Below are 18,804 nucleotides of genomic sequence, written 5' to 3'. Positions count from 1 at the left end.
CCAGATTAACCCGATAATCCGGGTTTAAACAGTATTAAATTACGGATTTCCTGGCCGAAAACCGTTCTCAAAATATAAAAAATACCGAAATTGGGATTCTACGCTGGCAAGGGGTTAATGAATTCAGGTACAATGAATCCGTGATTAAAATGCTGGAGATACTGGGATTTTGCAGGGAGTATGCCTGTAGTTGTTTAAACCATAATATTAGGACGAATGGTATGGCAGTAAACCTTAACCGACCATCAAATTTGGCTTTTACATGGATAATGTCGAAATCTGGCAGGGAATTATTATAGGCGCTGTTGGTGGTGCCATCGCAGGATTAGTCATTTGGCTGGCCGAGCATTCCCGCCAGGAGTACCTGAAATACTGCCATGTAAAACGGGTGGTGAAATGGCTGCAGGAAAATACCAAACCTAAACATCCGGAGGAATGGCGTTCTACGAGGGCCATCGCCAGTCATAACAATTTGTCAGAGGACCGGATCCGATTTATTTGCAGTCATTCTGATAAAATACAGTTGAATACAAAAGATGGAAATGAGTCAAAAGAACTTTGGAAACTAAAGCAATCATGAAAATTCGATTACTACCAGTCATTTTTTTTGTATACTTTCAGGGCCATGCCCAGGGCAGCTATTCACACCAACCCCAACTAGAGAGCCGGGCGGTAGCCCAATTGCACGTAGGGCAGTTGATTTTTAAGGACCTCAATAAAAACAGTAGACTGGATCCCTATGAGGACTGGCGACTGCCGGTAGCACAGCGGATCGAAAATCTGCTGAGCCAAATGCACCTGGATGAAAAGGTTGGCATGTTGCTGATCAACACCCTGAATGCAGCACCATATGGTCGTATGGACGAGCGGGCCGTGCAATTTGTAGAAGATGAAAAGATGACCCGTTTTATTTTTCGGAATGCGTTAAAAAATAATCCGAGCCGCACTGGAGGAGCCACTGGATTTGGAGGAGCCGAAATCACCCCCTTCGAAGCGGCACAATTTACCAATTCCGTTCAGGAAATGGCTGAAAATACCCGGCTCGGCATACCAGTAATATTCAAATCCAATGCACGAAACCATGTAGATTTTGATGCCAGGGCCGGGATCAATGTTTCTGCAGGCGCTTTTTCGGCCTGGCCGAAGGAAAGTGGGCTGGCTGCTACCCGGGATATGGAACTGATTGCTGATTTTGCCAACATCATGGCCAAAGAATGGACGGCCGTTGGCCTGCGAGGCATGTATGGCTATATGGCTGACCTGTCAACTGAACCACGCTGGTACAGGGTGCATGAAACGTTCACTGAGGACAGCAAACTGGCTTCGGATATTATCACAACGCTCGTAAAAAACCTGCAGGGTGAGTCTCTGAACGCAAACAGCGTAGCGCTGACGATCAAGCACTTTCCAGGAGGCGGCCCCCAGGAAGGAGGCGGCGACCCTCACTATGATTTCGGCAAAAACCAGAGCTATCCGGCAGATAATTTCGATTACCACCTGGCCCCGTTTCAGGCAGCCATAAACGCCGGAGCCTCTTCTATCATGGCTTACTATGGCATACCAGTGGGGCAGGCCTATATGCCAAATGATGTGGGCATGGCCTTTTCCAAAGGTATCCTCACCGAGCTGCTACGCGAAAAATTGGGTTTTAAAGGCTATATCAATTCTGACACGGGCATTATCGGTGACCGGGCATGGGGTCTTGAAGACAAGACCGTAGAGGAACAGATTCTCATTGCCATAGAGGCCGGTACAGATGTACTCTCCGGATTTAATGATAACCAGCAAATCCTGGATTTGGTCCAATCCGGTAAACTTTCAGAAAAGCGCGTGGACCTATCCGTGAAGAGGCTTCTGAGAGAACAGTTTGAATTGGGCTTATTTGAAGACCCCTATGTGGACCCCAACCGTGCGGCCTACCTGCTGGGCAATCCGGCCCACCAAAGGAAAGCGGATATCGCCCAGAGAAAATCCATCGTTCTGCTTCAAAACAAAATGAATCTCCCGCTTTCACTTCCGGCAGAAGAGGACTCCCTTTTGATCTATACTTTGGGCGTAAATCCGGAGGTATTTGAGGATCAGTCATGGCCTGGCATAAGGGTACAGCCCGGTGATCACCTTCCCAGCGAAGACGAAGCCATTGTTCCCATCAGTGATGCTGCCGAAATTGCCATCATTCGTGTAAATGTATCGAATAGTGGCGGAAGAGAAAGCGGAAGGATGTTTGGCGGGGCAGACCCCAAAGAACTGGATTTGCTCTCCCTATCAGCCATGGAGGGCTCGGCGTCCTGGGAAATAACTCCTTCATTAACAGACATAAAAACCATCATGGAAAAAGTTGGCGCTGAAAATACGGTACTGGCCATTGACTTTCGCCAACCTTATGTTCTGGATGAAAAATCGGGAATCCTGAATGCAGGTGCTATACTGGCAACATTTGGTGTCACGGATGCGGCTCTCCTGGACATCCTTACCGGAAAATTCAAGCCAACAGGGAAACTACCCTTTGCCCTGGCGAATAAACCGGAAGCTGTAGTAGAACAGGCACCCGATGCACCGGGATATCCTGAAAAGGATACCCTCTACCCTTTTGGTTTTGGCTTGACTTATTGAAAATTATAGGCAATCGAAAAAATTAATGGTCTCTTCCTGCACCAATTGAAAGTCCTGGTTTTCGGGATCAAATCGTTCGTTCCAGGTACCCGTCGGTCCCCCTGGGACCATGGGGGCTTCCGAATCTGTACAGGCAAAAGGAAAAAAGCCGGCTTCGGATACGCAATTGAAGTTTTCATGGGAGGTAATGTTATATCATGCAGAAAAGACGGATAAATTTTCCCTTTTGTCACCATTTCTATGGAAAAAATGCAATCGCGTTAAAAAATCACTGATATATATATGCAAATATAACGGCTATAAAACACGACCTATTCCCCCAAAATCTTCCTCCAACCCTTTTGTTCTACTTCCTTTGCACTGGCTTCCACCTTTGCCTTTAAGGATCTTTTGAAAGCTTCCATACGGTTGCCCACTGCTTCCTCAAAAGCCCCAACGATGGAAGCAGCCAGGATGCCGGCATTCTTTGCCCCATTCAGTGCTACTGTGGCTACCGGTATACCAGACGGCATCTGGAGAATGGAAAGAATACTGTCCCAACCATCGATGGAATTGGACGACTTTACAGGCACCCCAATTACCGGCAGACTGGTCAGGGAAGCCACCATTCCCGGGAGATGTGCTGCGCCCCCTGCCCCCGCTATAATTACCTTAATGCCCCTCTCCCTTGCCTTTACGGCATAATCGATCATCCGATCCGGCGTTCGGTGGGCCGAAACGATCGTAAGCTCGTAACCTACTTCGATCTCCTCTAAAAACTTCGCTGCTTCTGCCATAACCGGAAGATCCGACTGGCTACCCATGATAATACCTACCTTAATATCGCTCATGCTTTTATTTTAATTAAATTCTTTAATCGCTGGGCCTTCTCTCTGAGCAGCTGCATGTCGTCTTCCAATACCGTCACATGTCCCATTTTGCGAAAAGGCTTGGTCAGTTTTTTCCCATAAAGGTGCAGGTAAACGCCCTTTTCTTTTGCGGCTTCATCCAGGCCTTCCACCAATGCGTCTCCGGTAAACCCATCTTCGCCCAGTAAATTGACCATGGCCGCAGCACTTCTGATCTCCGTATTTCCCAGCGGCATGCCCATTACCGCCCGCAGGTGTTGCTCAAACTGGGAGGTAAAATTGGCTTCTATGGTATGGTGGCCACTATTGTGCGGCCTGGGGGCAATTTCATTGACCAGAATTTCTCCTTCTTTGCTGACAAACATTTCGACAGCAAGCAGGCCGACCATATCCAGTTTTTCGATCACTTCCAGCGCCAGGGCCTGTGCCTTTCTGTCCGTTTCAGGCGCTACCGAAGCAGGGGAAAACAGAAATTCGACCAGATTATGGACTGGATGGAAGGCACATTCCACGGAAGGAAATGTCTTTACCTTTCCCTGCTCGTTTCTGGCTACGATCACGGCCAGCTCCTTGTCAAAATCCACAAATTTTTCCAGTAAACCCGGTGCGTCAAAGGCTTTGTCCAGATCAGCTTTCTCACGTATGAGCTGTACACCCCGGCCATCGTAGCCCTCCTTACCCAACTTATGAACAGCCGGTAAAAATGCTGCATGCTGGCGTACCTCTTCCCTGTTTTCTGTAAGCAGAAAGGGAGCAGTAGGGATACCATTATCCAGGTAAAATTGCTTTTGCTTTCTCTTGTCCTGTATCATTTCCAGGACCTGGGGCTGGGGAAAAACTTTTTTGCCTTCCTTTTCAAGTTGGTAAAGGGCCTCTGTATTGACATGTTCGATCTCGATGGAGATGATATCACAATCCTTCCCAAAATCGTAAACTGTCTGATAGTCTTTTAATGCTCCCTGAACAAATCGGTTGCAAAGATGCTTACAGGGCGCATTGGCATCAGGATCAAGGATATGTATGTCCAGGTTGTAATTGATTCCGGCCTGAATGAGCATCCTGCCCAACTGCCCTCCACCCAATATGCCTAAGGTCTGTTGCTGGTAGTTTGTTTGCACGGTTTTCCTGTGTCTTTTTTTAAGCCACTAAAATAGGCAATATCTACGGTTGCAAACAAAAAAAGCCTCCCTAAAGGGAAGCCTTTTATCAAATTTCGTTTATTCGCCTATACGGATCTTCCGCCAATAAGACGAAACAATACCGCTATCACGGCCAAGACCAATAAAATGTGAATCAGTCCACCTACGCTATACACAAACGCTCCAAAAATCCATCCAATCACAAGGATGATCGCTATCAAATATAATAAAGAACTCATAGTGGTGTTGGTTAAATTAATTTATATAGAATACACAAAAATTACCAAATTTTATGCCAAAAAATATTTGCATACTTTTTTATATTTTCTCATTTAATTTTTATTCCCATCAGCTCCATGAGTTTTTGCGCATTGAAATTGGGGCAGGGTCCAGGTTTAATGGTGTAGTCAAAAACAATTTCATCCTGCTGAATATCGTGATGGAAACTGTAATTTACCAGAGATGGCAGCTTGCGCTCCAACCCGCTCAGCTCAATGTCATGTGTAGAAATGATGCCCCTGGAAGCAGTCTGTACCAGTTGATGAATCAACGCTTCACTTCCCATGATCCTGTCTGCAGTATTGGTCCCTTTTAAAATTTCATCCAGTAGGTAAAACAGGGGGACTCCCTTTGCCGCCTGATCCAGCAATCCCTTGATTCTGGCCAGTTCCGCATAAAATGAACTCACACTTTCCCCCAGGCTATCGGTATTTCGCATACTGGTATAGAGTTGGAAGGGTCCGCTTTGAAAAAACCTGGCGAAAGGAGGCACCCCCATACCAGCCAATACCATGTTGATCCCCACAGTTCGCATAAAGGTGGTCTTACCAGACATGTTAGAGCCAGTCAGCAATACCACTTGCTGCGTTTCGCCGAGCGAAAAATCATTGGCGATGCATTCCTCCGGTTTGATCAGCGGATGTTTTACCGCCTTCATGCGCAGTATATTCTCGTTACTCCATTGCGCAGGGTAGACCAAATCCTCTTCTTCAATAAAAGCCGCCAGAGAAACAAGTGCTTCCCAACTCTCAAAATTCTCTTCCCAGAGCTGCATGTTTTTCCCTACCTTTTCTTTCCAACTGGTAAGTCGGTAAAACACATAAAAATCGGTCCAGAAAAAAACATTAAAAATCAGGTACATCAGGTTTGTCCGGTTTTGAATCAAAAAAGTGAGGCTTTCCAGTTGCTTTAAGGCGTTTGAGGCCAGAAAACCATGATTTTTTACCGGCTTTTGGTAAGCTTCAAGAATAGGGTGGTCAAAATGCTCCGCTTCAAGCAGAGCGGCCCAGGCTTGAAAGGTTTTCAGATCGTGATCGTTAGGCATGGCCTTCATGGCCTTCAGCAGCGGAGAAAATACCACACTCAATAGCCCCAGGCTAATCAAAATATACAGGCTGATGTATGCAGCAGAAATGTAGCCAAACAGTACTGCGATCAGTAGTGACATTCCGGCGATCGGTCCGAAAACCATGGGCAGAAGGAAAGCTTGCTTCCAATTTACCTTGCTGTTCAGCCATTGATAAAACAAATGTTTGGACTTTTCCTGCTTCAGAAAGGCTTTCCCCAGTGCTTCAAAAACTACGAGAAATTTTTTCTTTCTACTTAGTTCCGTCAATGCCTCCTGCTTCTGCTGCGCCTGCCCGGGAGACAAAGGCCATTGCATCCAGGAAGCGAGTTTCCTGCTTCCACCCCTGCTCACGGTATGGTCAATCAATTGGAAAAGCGAGTGGTTACCGAAAAGGTCAAGGTCACTTGAAAACGGATGTCCCGGATCAATAAACACCTCGCCCCCGTCAAATTCAGTTAACTGACGCTCCTTTCGCCTGGTCCTTGCCTGCGCTATTTCTTTTACCGCCAGGTAAAAATGCTCTATATCCTTCTGTTGATTGAATTGCAGGATCAACCATACAAAAACCCCACTCAAAGGAATAAACACCAATGCTATCCAATGTGCCTCAGCAATTCCAACAACCAGTACAATTCCCATCAGGAAGAACATGATCAGCCTGGCTCCCGAAAGGAGTAATATCCTTTTGCGGGCCATGGCCAGTGATTTTTCGGGATCTGAAAGGTCAAAAGCTGTATTCATTGTGGATGTGGGTTCTAAGATCAGGGACCAAAGATAAAATTTATTTTCTAGCTTAGAGAAAAACACCTCCCCTCATCGGCTGAATAGAAATTAAAGCCGTGAGCACCTGCATATTGATAGGCCGTATCAATTAAAAGCGCAACCATTTAAATGGATTTTCGAGCAGGAAATTCATGAATATTAAAATAAATTTTTAAACTTTTTCAACAAACCCTTTTAATTAGAAACAAAAACAAGTCTATCAGTGCATACAAGCTGCATTTTTAAATTGGGCAGCCACATTTTTTTGTACATTTTTTCGAGCACACCTATTTTTTTGCTTTTTGAAATCAAATATATGTTTTGTTAATTTTAAAAGTAAATAAATTTGTTTTTTATTGGTTTAGCAATTTTTTCAATATTACATTTCGAATACAAACAAACGATCATTGACTTTATCACAAGGTTAGAGATGGGGATTTCAAAATTTAGTTTCCTGAAATATTGGGTTGCAAGTATTCCTTTCATTCTCTTTTCCTGCATGCCGACGGAATCTGAAGATCTGATACCCGCTGCAGAAATACTTTCTTCCGGAGAGGTTTCAGACATGATGGGTTTGATAGAAGAGGTAGACCTGCTGGTCCTGTCTGCCATGCAACAGGATCTGACACAGTACAAGATCAGGCCCTTGCTGGATGCTTCAAGCTGCCCGGGATCAAGCATTAGCAGAGATGAAAAGAACAAGCTGATCAGGGTAGATTATGGTGACGGATGTGTCTGCAACAGGGGACTGGAGAAAAAAGGGGCAATTGTAATCTCCTACACCGATGAGTTTCTGTTTAAAGGAAGTGAAATGAGCATTACATTTCAGGATTTTTCTCTGAACGGACACAGGATGGAAGGGCAGCGAATATTGAAGAATCTGGGATATCAGGTCTCGAGCAGAAGCCTGAGATTTTCTTCAGATACGGAAAATTTTCAATTGGTCAACGTTCAGGGAAAAAAGTTCAGCATGCAGCAGCGATACGTACGGGATCTGCAACTGTCTACAGAAAAAACAGGTTTCAGGATATACCTTTCAGGATCGGGACGCCTGTCTACGGAAAAATATCTCAGCACATCCTTTGAAATCGTAAAACCCATCGTGTACCTGCAGGAATGCATGGAATCTGCTGTTCCCAGCCCTTCAGAGGGTAGTTTGCAGCTTTTTAACCAGGGGGATAAAAAAATATTGGTTCATTTTGATGCGAAAGCATGCGAATAAAAAATTAAAGGTTTTATTTTTTTGAAAGCAAATTACGTGTGCGGTTGGAAGTGAAGTGGATTCAGTTTTGGTAGTTGGTTACTTTTTAATGTAGGGTTTGCCCGGAGCCTCTTTAACTTGGTAGTGTTGGAGGCTCCGGCTTTTTCACCCTTATTCTTTGCTATTATCCCTTTTTCTCAGGCATACCTTCCGGAAAAAAGTGGTGCACATCCCGCTGTGGGAATGGTACTTCAATATCAGCACCTTCCAGAGATTCTTTGATCGCTTCCATGTTGTCCCAATACACCGGCCATAAATTATCGGCATCGGCCCAGCACCTCACGGACAAATCCAGTGAATTGTCTCCAAAATTTGTAAAATATACGGCAGGCGCAGGATCGTTGTGTATGCGATCATCCCTTTTCAAAGTGTCTAAAATCACCTGTCTGGTTTTTTTCAGGTCAGTGCCATAGGCTACGCCTACAGCCATTTCCACCCTCCTGGTAGGTTTAACAGAAAAATTGGTTATGCTATTGTTGGCCAGAGCTCCGTTAGGAATAGTAACCACTTTGTTGTCAAAATTTCGAACAGTGGTATAGAGAATGGCGATATTTTCTACTGAGCCAAGGGTTCCCTGTGCTTCGATGGTATCCCCTACCTTAAAAGGCTTGAAGATCAGTATCAGGATCCCACCTGCAAAATTGGCCAATGATCCCTGAAGGGCCAGACCAATGGCCAGGCCGGCGGCACCCAATACAGCAATAAAGGCAGTTACTTCAACCCCCAGGGTGGAAAGTACAGCCAGAATCAGCAGTATATACAACAAGCCTTTTAAAAAGCTTCGTAAAAAGCTTGATAGAGAGGGATCAACATCATATTTCACGAAAAGTTTGTCTATCGCCTTTAAGGTAAAATTGATCACCCATTTACCAATAAAGTAAATAATTACGGCAATCAGAATACTCTTCAGGGCGAGTAAAATAAGCGGCAGCGCATTTTCCATCATACCTGCAAAATCAATGGTATCCATGTCCATAGTTGTCTGTCTTTTATGTTTGAATTGGTTTAAAATACGAAAATTTACTCAAAACCAGCAAATAACCTGCCATCTGAAGGCCCAGTTCCAGGAAATTTTAAATTTTTCGACATTGGCAGCCTTTAGGATGTGCTCCCAGTCGTTTCTGGAGAAAGCGCGCAATACCGACAGCGGCGCATCATTTTTTACCATCGCCGATCTCGAAAACAGGCTGGTTAGCCCCATGATACTGTAGTAGGCCAGAAAATGGCGGTGAAGGTCATTGATGACAATGCCGATGCTGCCGGACTGCTTTAGGTTTCCGATCAGCGAAATAAGTTCTTCATTGGTAAAATGATGGGTAAATAAAGTACAGGTGATCAGATCTGTGCCCTGCTGTAAAAATCCCGGGTCAAAAACATTGGCTACATTGAAGTCTACTTCCATACCTGCAGCCCTGCATCTTTCTCTTGCAAGGGCAATGATGTTGGGGTTGGCGTCTATCCCGGTCACTTTACAATCATGCCCCTTCTGGAGGCTCCATTTTTTTATCCATATGGCCATATCCCCCCCACCACAGCCCAGGTCGGCAATAGCGTACTGCTCCTGAGGCCTCTGCCGCATCAGGTAATCCAGGCCTGAGGTGGTCACGCTGTTGCCGCCAAGTAGCCGGTTAATGGTCTTTAGCTCCCGTATAGTTTGGTCCAGCTCTCTGCCGCTGCATTGCAGGTCATCCATCCATTCTTTGGCCTCGCTTCGTTGGGAAAATTTATCCATCATTTTTCCAGCAATAATGTTTCCAGGGTAAGTCCGGGGCCAAAACCCATGGCCAGGATATCTCCCTGTATGGCTGGATCTTCTAAAATACCTGCCAATACAAACAATATCGTGACTGACGACATGTTTCCAAATTTCCCCAGCACTTCATGGGCATGAAAATTTTGCTGCTCTCTGATACCGAAAGCCATTTCTATTCTTTTCAGAATCTGTCTACCCCCCGGGTGTATGGCAAATTGCCGGATACGGGAAATGCCGAATTTCTTTTCCAGATTTCTTCCGAACTGCTGAATACCGTTACTGAGCAGCTCCGGAATATATTTGCTGAGTTTCATCTCGAAACCAAAATCTCCTATCGACCAGGCCATATCCGACTCTCCTTCTACCAGGATATTGCTTTGGTATGCTTTGATAGCAAGTCCCTTCGCAGATGATTTGATCAATACAGCGGCAGCTCCGTCTCCAAAAAGGGCGTTGGCGATGACATTGTCTTCATTGTAGTCTTTCTGAAAATGGATGGTACAAAGCTCAACGCCTACTACCAATACCTTGGCATCCTGCTCACTGTGACAGATGCGGTCCGCCAGTTTTATCGCGTTGAAGGCAGCATAACAGCCCATAAAATGTATGGCATATCTTTCTATGGTATTGGCGAAGCCCATCGTTTGAATGATATCCATTTCCACTCCCGGAGCATACATGCCCGTACAGGAAACCAGCACCAGATGGGTAATGCTTCCTGGCAATGCGTCTGCTTTTTTCAAACAGCGTTCGATGGCCAGATTGGCGAGAACAGGCGCCTCCTTTCTGAAAATTCTCATCCTGCTGGATGTACCCGGGAAAGGTTCCAGGCTAGGATTGTTCGGAAAAAAGGCAAACTTTGCCGGGTCTTCGTGGTGAAAATCACTCAATGCACTGTACCGCTGACGGATACCGGACTTCCGGTATACAAATCCTAATTTTCTACTTTCTTTGCGATCCAAGCCATGAGCCATTTGCATGAAGCGACTGATTTTCTCCTGAGGTATAGGGTTTCCGGGATTGGCCAACCCTATACTGACGATATGGCTTTGCATGGATTTCTATTTAGCTGATATTTATTGTAATTTTCAAGATAAGTAAAAAACCGTTGCCCTGACGAAAAATTATAAAGCTTTCGAGTTATGTTTGCCAAATCCAACTGGGAACATCTGAGGATTCCCTTTTCCTACTACCTGATGCCAGTGTACTTATTTGCACTCGCAGTTGTTCCAGAGATTGACACTGGCAGGGCGATTTGGGTGTGGGTCATTCTTCACCTCCTCCTGTATCCTTCCAGCAATGGATACAACAGCTATTTTGACAAAGACGAGAAAAGTATCGGCGGGCTCAAAAACCCCAAAAAAGTTACCCGGGGATTGTACTACCTTTCACAAGTTTTCTTTTTGCTGGCGTTATTCGCTTCCCTTTTTCTCGGTATAGTCTTTTTTGCTATGGTTTTGGTGTATGGACTGGTGTCCATGGCTTACAGCCATCCCTCCATCAGGTTGAAGAAATACCCCTACATCAGTTGGCTCACCGCCGGCTTCTTTCAAGGGGCATTTACCTTTGGAATGTGTTATGAAGGCATTACCGGCTCGGGATCCACCCAGCTCCTGCAACAGGAGGTCTGGGTGCCCGCGCTACTGAGCAGCGTTCTTTTGCTGGGGTCCTATCCATTGACCCAGGTCTACCAGCACGGTGAAGACCTCAAAAGGGGAGATATTACGCTCAGCATCAAACTTGGCGTGTCGGGTACTTTCGGTTTTGCCGCCATTTGGTTTTTATTGGGAGGTGTTGCTTTTATTCAATATTTCCTAAATATTCCCCTGCCCCCCGCTATTTGGGCATTTTTGTTTGCCATGTTGCCCGTGGTGAGCTATTTCTCCCTATGGTTTTTGCTGGTCCGAAAAAATCCCGAAGAGTATGTAAGCCACCAAATGGCCATGTGGATGAACAAGGTATCCTCCACTGCACTGAATATCTTTTTCATTTACCTGGCCTTCCATTTCTAAATCAGATGCACAGGTAAGGCATCCCTTTCCCGGGCTGCAGCCCGGGCCCGGGAAATAAGGAGCCATTTAAACTAAATATGGGCCAGTTGAGGCTTTATGAAAAAGATATTCTTTATATTGCTGCAAAAATTAAAACGAAGTATGTATATCAATCGCATCATAAAGGGCTTTCTGGCCCTTTTGTTTGCAGGCCTGTTTTTAGCTGCCTGTTCTACCAGATCCGGAGATCCTAAAATATTGGTCTTTTCCAAAACCTCGGGTTACTACCATGAATCCATTCCGGATGGCGTTCGGGCAATAGTGAAATTAGGGAAGGAAAACGGATTTCAAGTGGATACCACTACCAATGCGGCCATGTTTGCAGAAGAAATACTGCAACAATACAGTGCGGTGGTATTTCTCAGTACCACGGGAGATGTGTTGAACCATTACCAGGAAGCAGATTTCGAGCGGTACATTCAGGCAGGCGGCGGCTTCGTGGGCATACACGCTGCAGCCGATACCGAATATGACTGGGCCTGGTATGGAAAGATGGCCGGAGGTTATTTTTCAGATCATCCGGGCATCAATGACCCGCATCCCAATGTGCAGGAAGGTGTAATCGATGTGGTGGATCAATCCCATAGCAGCACTTCATTTTTACCTGAACAATGGACAAGAACAGATGAATGGTACAGCTACAAGGATTTCAATACAGACGTAAAGGTGTTGATGACATTGGATGAGGACAGTTACCAGGGAGGAGAAGATATGGGAGAGCATCCCATTGCCTGGTACCATGAGTACGATGGAGGCAGGGCCTTCTACACCGGAGGCGGACATACTTCAGCTTCGTTCGAAGAGGATTTGTACCTGAAACACCTGCTGGAAGGCATCAGATATGCCATAGGAGATAACAAAATACTGGACTATTCCAAAGCGACCAGCAAAAGGGTTCCGGAAGCGGACCGCTTTGAAAAGGTCACTATGGTGCGGGGTGGGTTTACCGAACCCACCGAAATGGCCATCCTGCCCAATCTGGATATATTGGTGGCCCAAAGACGCGGCGAAATACTGTATTATCAGGCCGGTGATTCTACTGCCAATCAAATCGCGCAACTGGATGTATACTGGAAGACAGACGTACCCAGAGTAAATGCAGAAGAAGGCTTGATGGGAATCAAAGCAGACCCTGATTTCGAAAACAACCGCTGGGTGTATGTCTTTTACAGTCCCGTGGGTAAATCTGTCAACAGGCTGTCCAGATTTAAATTTGAAGCTGAAGAATGGAAAATGGATAGCGAACAGATCATTCTGGAGTTTTATTCTCAGCGGGATATTTGCTGCCACACCGGAGGGTCTATAGCCTTCGACAGCGAAGGATTGCTCTATGTTTCTGCCGGTGACAATTCTACTCCCTTTAACCAGCCCAATCAGACGCACACCTTAAGGGGGTACGCTCCTCTGGACGACCGGCCCGGATTTGAGCAATACGATGCGGCCCGTTCTTCCGGAAACACCAATGATCTTCGCGGAAAAATACTCCGGATCCGGGTCAATGAAGATGGAAGCTATAGCATTCCCGAAGGAAACCTGTATCCCGAGGGCATGGAGGGCACCCAGCCGGAAATATATGTACAGGGTAACCGTAACCCCTACCGGATCAGTGTAGACCAGAAAACAGGCTACCTCTATTGGGGAGAAGTCGGTCCTGATGCAAGGGCAGACAGCCTCGGGGTGAGGGGGCCAAGGGGATACGATGAAGTCAACCAGGCGAAAAAAGCCGGGTTCTTTGGTTGGCCCTTCTTCGTAGGAGACAATTATCCTTACAATGCCTATAATTTCAATACGGGTGAACCGGGAATACAATTTGACCCGCTGTCGCCGGTAAATATATCTCAAAACAATACCGGCCTTCGGGAGCTGCCTCCTGCCCAGCCTGCCTTTATCTATTATCCCTATGACCAGTCTGAGACTTTCCCCCAGGTAGGAACCGGCGGACGAAATGCGATGGCCGGGCCTGTATATTATTCGGACCTGTATCCGGATGGTGGAGGACTTCCAGACTACTACGACGGCAAGCTCTTTATCTACGAATGGATCCGAGGCTGGATCAAAGTGGTAAGCATGGATGAAAATGGTGATTATGTGAAAATGGAGCCCTTCATGGAAAATGTGCGCCACAATGCCCTGATCGATATGGAACTTGGCCCGGATGGCAAACTGTACCTGCTTGAATATGGCAATGGCTGGTTTAGTGCTAACCCTGATGCCGCACTCTCGGTTATCAATTATAACCCCGGCAACAGGGCGCCGGTGATCGCCGGTATCAGCGCTGATAAGACTTCCGGGAGCCTGCCCCTGGCGGTAAACCTGAGTGCTGAGGTTACCGATCCGGAAAATGATCCGCTGACTTATACCTGGGACCTGGACAATGGTGACATCATCACCACCGATGTGCCTGAACTTAGTTATTCCTTTGAAAACATCGGAGACTATGATGTGTCTGTTCGGGTAAACGATACCAGCGGTGAGACCGTAAGTAGCAATACCATCAATATCTATGCGGGCAATGTCGCCCCGGAAGTGCATATTGAGTTTACAGGAAACGGAAGCTTTTATTTTCCAGGGAAAAACGTAGGGTACCAGGTCCTGGTCAACGACCCGGATGATCCTGAGGCAGGCAATGATCTGTCTTCTCTTTATGTTTCGGCAGATTATATCGAAGGTTTTGATCAGGCCGAGGCCGCTATGGGCCACCAGGTCATGTCAGAAGCCATGGCCGGCAAAAGCATCATGGAATCACTTACTTGTAAAACCTGCCACAAAGAAAATGAAACCTCTATCGGCCCGGCCTATACGGAAGTCGCAAAAAAATATGAAGGGGATGCCGGTGCGGTAGACCATCTGGTAAATAAAATCCTCAAAGGCGGTTCTGGAGTTTGGGGCGAAACCATGATGCCGGCAAATCCCACCCTTAAGGAAGGAGATGCCAGAAAAATTGTGGCCTGGGTACTCTCCCTGGGAGAGTTGGAAAATCTGGAGGCCTCTCTACCAGCAGAAGGAGAACTTGACCCCCTTCAGGACAAGGAAATGGCGGCAAATGGCGTTATGATCCTCAACGCCAGCTTCACAGATAGAGGGGGAGAAAATATCAGGCCTCTGAGTTCCTCCACCACTGCATTCCTCAGAAATAGCAAAATTAATCTGGGCGATCTTAACTCAGGCGGAGGGTTCAATACATTCGATGTGAATGGACAACAAATATTGCTGGCACCAACGGGCCAGGGGCATTTCTCCTTAAAAAATGTTGATCTGAATGGCATTTCAGGAATTGCCTTCCTTGCAGGTTCGCAGCGTGCATTTGACTTCGGGTACAGGGTTGAGGCCAGGATAGGTGGTCCCGAGGGCAAATTACTTGGCCAGGCGATCATCAGAAAGAAACCAGCGGAGGGAATGACGCAGTATCCTTTCGAACTTTCTTTTCAGGATGCCGGTGAACCTGGCTTCCAGGATTTGTATATCGTGACTTCCTCACTAAACGAAGAAGAGTCTGTTAATATGGCCATCATGTCCATGGAAATGATGCCGGAATAACATACAAAACAGGCACTGCGGTAAGGCGGAGATATATACTAGCCGCTTACATCTAAAACCACCCCGAACCACCAGGCGTTCGGGGTGGTTTTTTTTGTTTTTCTTTGCCGTCACCTGTTTTTTATAAGCATACCGATCGACTGTTTAGCAAAGAAGAACTACCAAAAACCCTTCCCGACTTTCGACTATATGGAAATTATTTCCCAAATGAAAAATTTGCTCCGACCTCAACTGAAACGCCGTGAGTGCGATCCCTAAGCAGGCCGGTTTTAGAAACAGGCAACCAGTACTGGCTCCGCAAAAGCAATTTCCATCGCTTTGTCAACAGGTAATTGGTTCCAACTCCAAGGCGCAAATGGCTGACTGTAAACTGCCCGGGGCGGGCTGAGGCATAGTCGTATTCCTCCTCGAAATTATTTTCAAATTCATAGGTAAAATCTTGCTGGTACAAGTAATTGCCGACTATTCCAAAAGCACTTTCAAAGCTGACACCAGCAAAGCGGGGGCTTTGCCAGCGAAGCTCCAGAGGGAAAAACCACTGCCGGTTGGTAAGGTATATTTCGTCCAGATTACTGATGTCCTCAGGCACTCCCGGAAGACCATCCACCAATGCAGGGTCTAATGCCATGATTTCCTCATCATCCAGCTCCCCTTCAACCTGATTACCTATTGCTCCCAGGTAAAGCCCCCAGCCGCTACGCCATTCCAGTCCCAGGTGCGCTCCGTACTGAATGGGGGTATAATACTCAATTAAACGACTGATTGGAAACTGCAGAGAAGTGCCAGCCTCCAGGTGTACTGATGGGCCCATCTTTCTGGGAATGAATGTCTGATTCAAGTTGCTGGTATCTCCGACAACGATTTCCTTTTCTGCCCGCATCACAAACTCATTCGGGCCGGTGACCGCCGGGGCAGCATATGATTTCCTCCGGCCGGTACGACTAAGATCTTTCTCAAAGATTTCAGCAGCACCCGGAACATTCAAATCCAGGCCAGTGGAAAGCTCCACCATTGCAGACCGGTCACCATCATAGCATTTGGGTATTACGTGAGAGGTGTCCAAAGTTATGGAATCAGCTGCTGCTCCTTGCTGTAGCTTTGCCGCCGTTGCTTCAGACCCGGCAACACCCAATCCTCTTGCACCTCCATAAGCCACAATTCCAATTGATTCAGTAGGGTTTTCACTTAAACCGGATGCTGTATTCTCTCCAGGTAAACCCTTAGGGATTTCTTTGACAAATATCTTCTGGTACATATAAACGGTATCCACCAAATATACAGTATCGCTTCTGTGAACTGTATCTACCCATTTCCTATCCTCTTCCGGAGAGAAATGGGTGTCGGCGTATTTTTCATCTTTTGTCTCCAACCACCAAATGGCACCCAGGAACAGCACCGTAGCGTACAGGTAAGGTGAAAGCCAATGCTTCCAGAAAGAAGTTTCTGGCCTATCCAGCATCTGGGAAAATTTTTCCCAGGCACCCTCATCTTCAGGGGAAGGAAGCTGTTCGAGCTTCTCCCTGATTTTCTTTTCGAATGGATCTTGCTTAGCCATGATATTTTTTCTTTTCCAGGTGAAGTGCCGCCAGGGCTTTTTGCATGCCTGCTCTGGCTTTTGCATAGTTAGATTTAGATGTGCCCTCTGAGATACCCAATTGTTCAGCAATTTCTCTATGGGTATAGCCCTCTACTGCATAAAGGGAAAACACCATCCGGTAGGCAGGAGAAAGATTTTGTACGAGAGCAAGGATTTCTTCTGCACTGATTTTGTCCAGCAAATCATCGTTAAAAGAAGGTGAGATCGGTGCTTCCTCGTAGCTGCGAAACCGGTCTTCGTAGCGTTTCCTGCGCCGGTAATGATCGATAGCCGAATGGACCATGATGCGACGCAGCCAGCCTCCAAAACTCAAATCCGGACTGTAGGTTTCAAGCTGCCTGAATACTTTGAGCATACCTTCATTGACTATTGACCGGGCTTCGTCCAGATCCTGAGTATAGCGGCGTGAAACATTCAACGCAAGCGGGTAAGCCAACTTAAACAAGCGCTCCTGCGCCTTCCGGTTGTGTTTGCGACACCGGCGAATCAACTCCTGGATTTCCTTGGAATCGGGTAAGTTCATAATTGCGTATATCACGATCAAAGCACCTAAAAAGGTTGCCTCAATGAAAAAATTTCTACTTTCAGGCAACGGTTTCGGAAAGCCGGGACGTAATGCCTCTGAAACCAAATCAACATCTATATGAAAAAGTCAATTGTATTGCTATTCTTATTGGGAATCACCACGGGCGTTGTCAGAGCACAGGAAAGCCCTGAAACCCTTTTTGGCAACAAACTCTCTCTCGAGCATATTGGGTTTATGGTAGATCCGGGTGCCCAATTAAGCCAGGTCGCGGGCGAGGGTGCCGGTTTCGCAAATTTTCGGGCGGGCATAATCTTTCACGACAAATTGACCGTAGGTGGATTTTACGGACAGCTGCTGAACGATATCCGGCCTTCCTCATTTGAAAACTCCCTGCCATCAGGAGCCCACATGGATGCTTTTCAGGCGGGGGGATTTCTCGAATACACACTTTTCTCCACTCGCCTTATACACTTTACTTTCCCTTTTTCTATGGGGGTCATGGAACTGGAGATCGATGAGGAAGGCAGATATCTGGATTATGAAGAAACACAAAATCTCTTTTTCGAGCCCGGCGCCCAGCTCGAAATAAACCTGCACCGCTTTGCCAGATTGCATGCCGGGCTGGGGTACCGGATCATGGGTGCAAGCCTGCAAGACGCTACCGGTGTGCCAGCAGCCGGAAATAACCTCACTTTCCAGGTGGGCCTGAAAATGGGAGTGTTCGCTCTGAAAAATTTGAAAGAAAATTAGATTCCGATGAAATCCTATCCTATTATCCTATTACTAGTTGGGCTACTGTCCTGCAACTTATTCGTAGAAGAATCGCCCCCTTCTGAAGAACAATTGTCTGAGAGAACTATCACTGCCGCTGACCTCTCAGAGACATTGGTGTCTTCCGCTGGTGTCCGCATCAGTAGGTTTATCGAAGATGACCGAGATAAAACTGCTCATTTTGAAGCATTTGTCTTCAATTTTGATGCCGATGGATCTGTACTGGCTAACTCCGGTAGTCAGGAGATCAACGGAACTTACCGGTTCTTACGTGACGATGGAAAACTCGAGTTGAGCATGACTTTTCCATCCAATTCCAAGTTAGTACCAATTGCCCTAAGCGCATGAAAATGAAGGTGAAGGTTACTGTTTCGAAAAATCGGCTCTAAAAATACAATGTAAAAGCAGGCCATTTATGACCTGCTTTAATTTATTGATATTCTGCTTGCCTTATGGCTAAAAAAACTCACCTTAAAAATATCATTTACACAGATTTTGGGACACTGTCCAATTTTCCTGTAGACTTCAAGATTTACGCACATACAACTTCCGCATACCCATGTAACCCGGTACACTTTCCGAAATGCCACCCTGTTAT

The 18,804-nt window shown here is 46.4% G+C and carries 16 protein-coding genes; 7 read left to right on the top strand and 9 right to left on the bottom strand.

Features of this window, described 5'->3' with window-relative positions:
- Positions 1 to 262 precede the first annotated feature (262 nt).
- On the top strand, positions 263 to 580 hold the full coding sequence (locus BUB19_RS01065) for a hypothetical protein (RefSeq protein ID WP_073090379.1): 318 nt from the start codon (positions 263 to 265) through the stop codon (positions 578 to 580).
- Positions 577 to 2,613 carry a glycoside hydrolase family 3 protein gene (locus BUB19_RS01060; protein WP_073090376.1) on the top strand — a complete coding sequence of 679 codons (2,037 nt, stop codon included), beginning with the start codon at positions 577 to 579 and terminating at the stop codon, positions 2,611 to 2,613. The genes BUB19_RS01065 and BUB19_RS01060 overlap by 4 nt, the downstream gene beginning before the upstream one ends.
- 311 nt (positions 2,614 to 2,924) lie before the next feature.
- Here BUB19_RS01060 and purE read toward each other — a convergent pair whose 3' ends face one another.
- The 4 genes from purE to BUB19_RS01045 all read right to left on the bottom strand — a co-directional run bounded on the left by purE (position 2,925) and on the right by BUB19_RS01045 (position 6,689).
- Positions 2,925 to 3,443, bottom strand: a complete 519-nt coding sequence (gene purE / locus BUB19_RS01055) for a 5-(carboxyamino)imidazole ribonucleotide mutase (RefSeq protein WP_073090373.1) — start codon at positions 3,441 to 3,443, stop codon at positions 2,925 to 2,927.
- Entirely contained in the window at positions 3,440 to 4,579 is a 1,140-nt protein-coding gene (locus BUB19_RS01050; protein ID WP_073090370.1) for a 5-(carboxyamino)imidazole ribonucleotide synthase, read from the bottom strand. The genes purE and BUB19_RS01050 overlap by 4 nt, the downstream gene beginning before the upstream one ends.
- 107 nt (positions 4,580 to 4,686) lie before the next feature.
- Positions 4,687 to 4,839 carry a lmo0937 family membrane protein gene (locus BUB19_RS23925; RefSeq protein ID WP_143155874.1) on the bottom strand — a complete coding sequence of 51 codons (153 nt, stop codon included), beginning with the start codon at positions 4,837 to 4,839 and terminating at the stop codon, positions 4,687 to 4,689.
- Positions 4,840 to 4,928: 89 nt separating this feature from the next.
- Positions 4,929 to 6,689: a MutS-related protein gene (locus BUB19_RS01045; RefSeq protein WP_073090367.1), complete on the bottom strand. Its 1,761-nt coding sequence runs from the start codon at positions 6,687 to 6,689 to the stop codon at positions 4,929 to 4,931.
- 520 nt (positions 6,690 to 7,209) lie between these two features.
- Here BUB19_RS01045 and BUB19_RS01040 point away from each other — a divergent pair.
- A complete protein-coding gene (locus BUB19_RS01040) occupies positions 7,210 to 7,932 on the top strand; it encodes a hypothetical protein (RefSeq protein WP_073090364.1) in 723 nt (240 codons plus the stop codon).
- A 163-nt stretch (positions 7,933 to 8,095) separates the two neighbouring features.
- Here the strand turns inward: BUB19_RS01040 and BUB19_RS01035 are convergent, their stop codons facing one another.
- Genes BUB19_RS01035 through BUB19_RS01025 form a run of 3 tightly spaced genes read right to left on the bottom strand, consistent with a single transcriptional unit; the run spans position 8,096 to position 10,779 of the window.
- Entirely contained in the window at positions 8,096 to 8,947 is an 852-nt protein-coding gene (locus BUB19_RS01035; RefSeq protein WP_073090361.1) for a mechanosensitive ion channel family protein, read from the bottom strand.
- A 48-nt stretch (positions 8,948 to 8,995) separates the two neighbouring features.
- Positions 8,996 to 9,706, bottom strand: a complete 711-nt coding sequence (locus tag BUB19_RS01030) for a methyltransferase domain-containing protein (RefSeq protein ID WP_073090359.1) — start codon at positions 9,704 to 9,706, stop codon at positions 8,996 to 8,998.
- Complete coding sequence (locus BUB19_RS01025; RefSeq protein WP_073090356.1) at positions 9,703 to 10,779, bottom strand: type III polyketide synthase; 1,077 nt, start codon at positions 10,777 to 10,779, stop codon at positions 9,703 to 9,705. The genes BUB19_RS01030 and BUB19_RS01025 overlap by 4 nt, the downstream gene beginning before the upstream one ends.
- Positions 10,780 to 10,866: 87 nt before the next feature.
- Here BUB19_RS01025 and BUB19_RS01020 point away from each other — a divergent pair, with 87 nt between their 5' ends.
- On the top strand, positions 10,867 to 11,736 hold the full coding sequence (locus tag BUB19_RS01020; protein WP_073090353.1) for a UbiA family prenyltransferase: 870 nt from the start codon (positions 10,867 to 10,869) through the stop codon (positions 11,734 to 11,736).
- A 96-nt stretch (positions 11,737 to 11,832) separates the two neighbouring features.
- The gene (locus tag BUB19_RS01015) at positions 11,833 to 15,312 is read left to right on the top strand and encodes a ThuA domain-containing protein (RefSeq protein WP_245802749.1); all 3,480 of its coding nucleotides are present in this window, start codon (positions 11,833 to 11,835) and stop codon (positions 15,310 to 15,312) included.
- A gap of 196 nt (positions 15,313 to 15,508) precedes the next feature.
- On the opposite strand, the gene BUB19_RS01010 is transcribed toward BUB19_RS01015, so the two are convergent.
- Positions 15,509 to 16,867, bottom strand: coding sequence for a hypothetical protein (locus BUB19_RS01010; RefSeq protein ID WP_143155873.1), 1,359 nt, complete (start codon positions 16,865 to 16,867; stop codon positions 15,509 to 15,511).
- Positions 16,860 to 17,432, bottom strand: coding sequence for an RNA polymerase sigma factor (locus tag BUB19_RS01005; protein WP_073091428.1), 573 nt, complete (start codon positions 17,430 to 17,432; stop codon positions 16,860 to 16,862). The genes BUB19_RS01010 and BUB19_RS01005 overlap by 8 nt, the downstream gene beginning before the upstream one ends.
- Positions 17,433 to 17,552: 120 nt before the next feature.
- On the opposite strand from BUB19_RS01005, the gene BUB19_RS01000 reads away from it, so the two are divergent.
- Both BUB19_RS01000 and BUB19_RS00995 read left to right on the top strand, forming a co-directional pair.
- Entirely contained in the window at positions 17,553 to 18,185 is a 633-nt protein-coding gene (locus BUB19_RS01000; RefSeq protein WP_073090348.1) for a hypothetical protein, read from the top strand.
- Positions 18,186 to 18,191: 6 nt separating this feature from the next.
- On the top strand, positions 18,192 to 18,554 hold the full coding sequence (locus BUB19_RS00995) for a hypothetical protein (protein WP_073090345.1): 363 nt from the start codon (positions 18,192 to 18,194) through the stop codon (positions 18,552 to 18,554).
- Positions 18,555 to 18,804 lie beyond the last annotated feature (250 nt).

Origin of the sequence: Cyclobacterium lianum, assembly GCF_900143075.1 — a bacterium.
In the GTDB taxonomy this organism is placed as follows: Bacteria; Bacteroidota; Bacteroidia; order Cytophagales; family Cyclobacteriaceae; genus Cyclobacterium; species Cyclobacterium lianum.
This window is presented reverse-complemented; position numbering and strand designations above follow the sequence as displayed.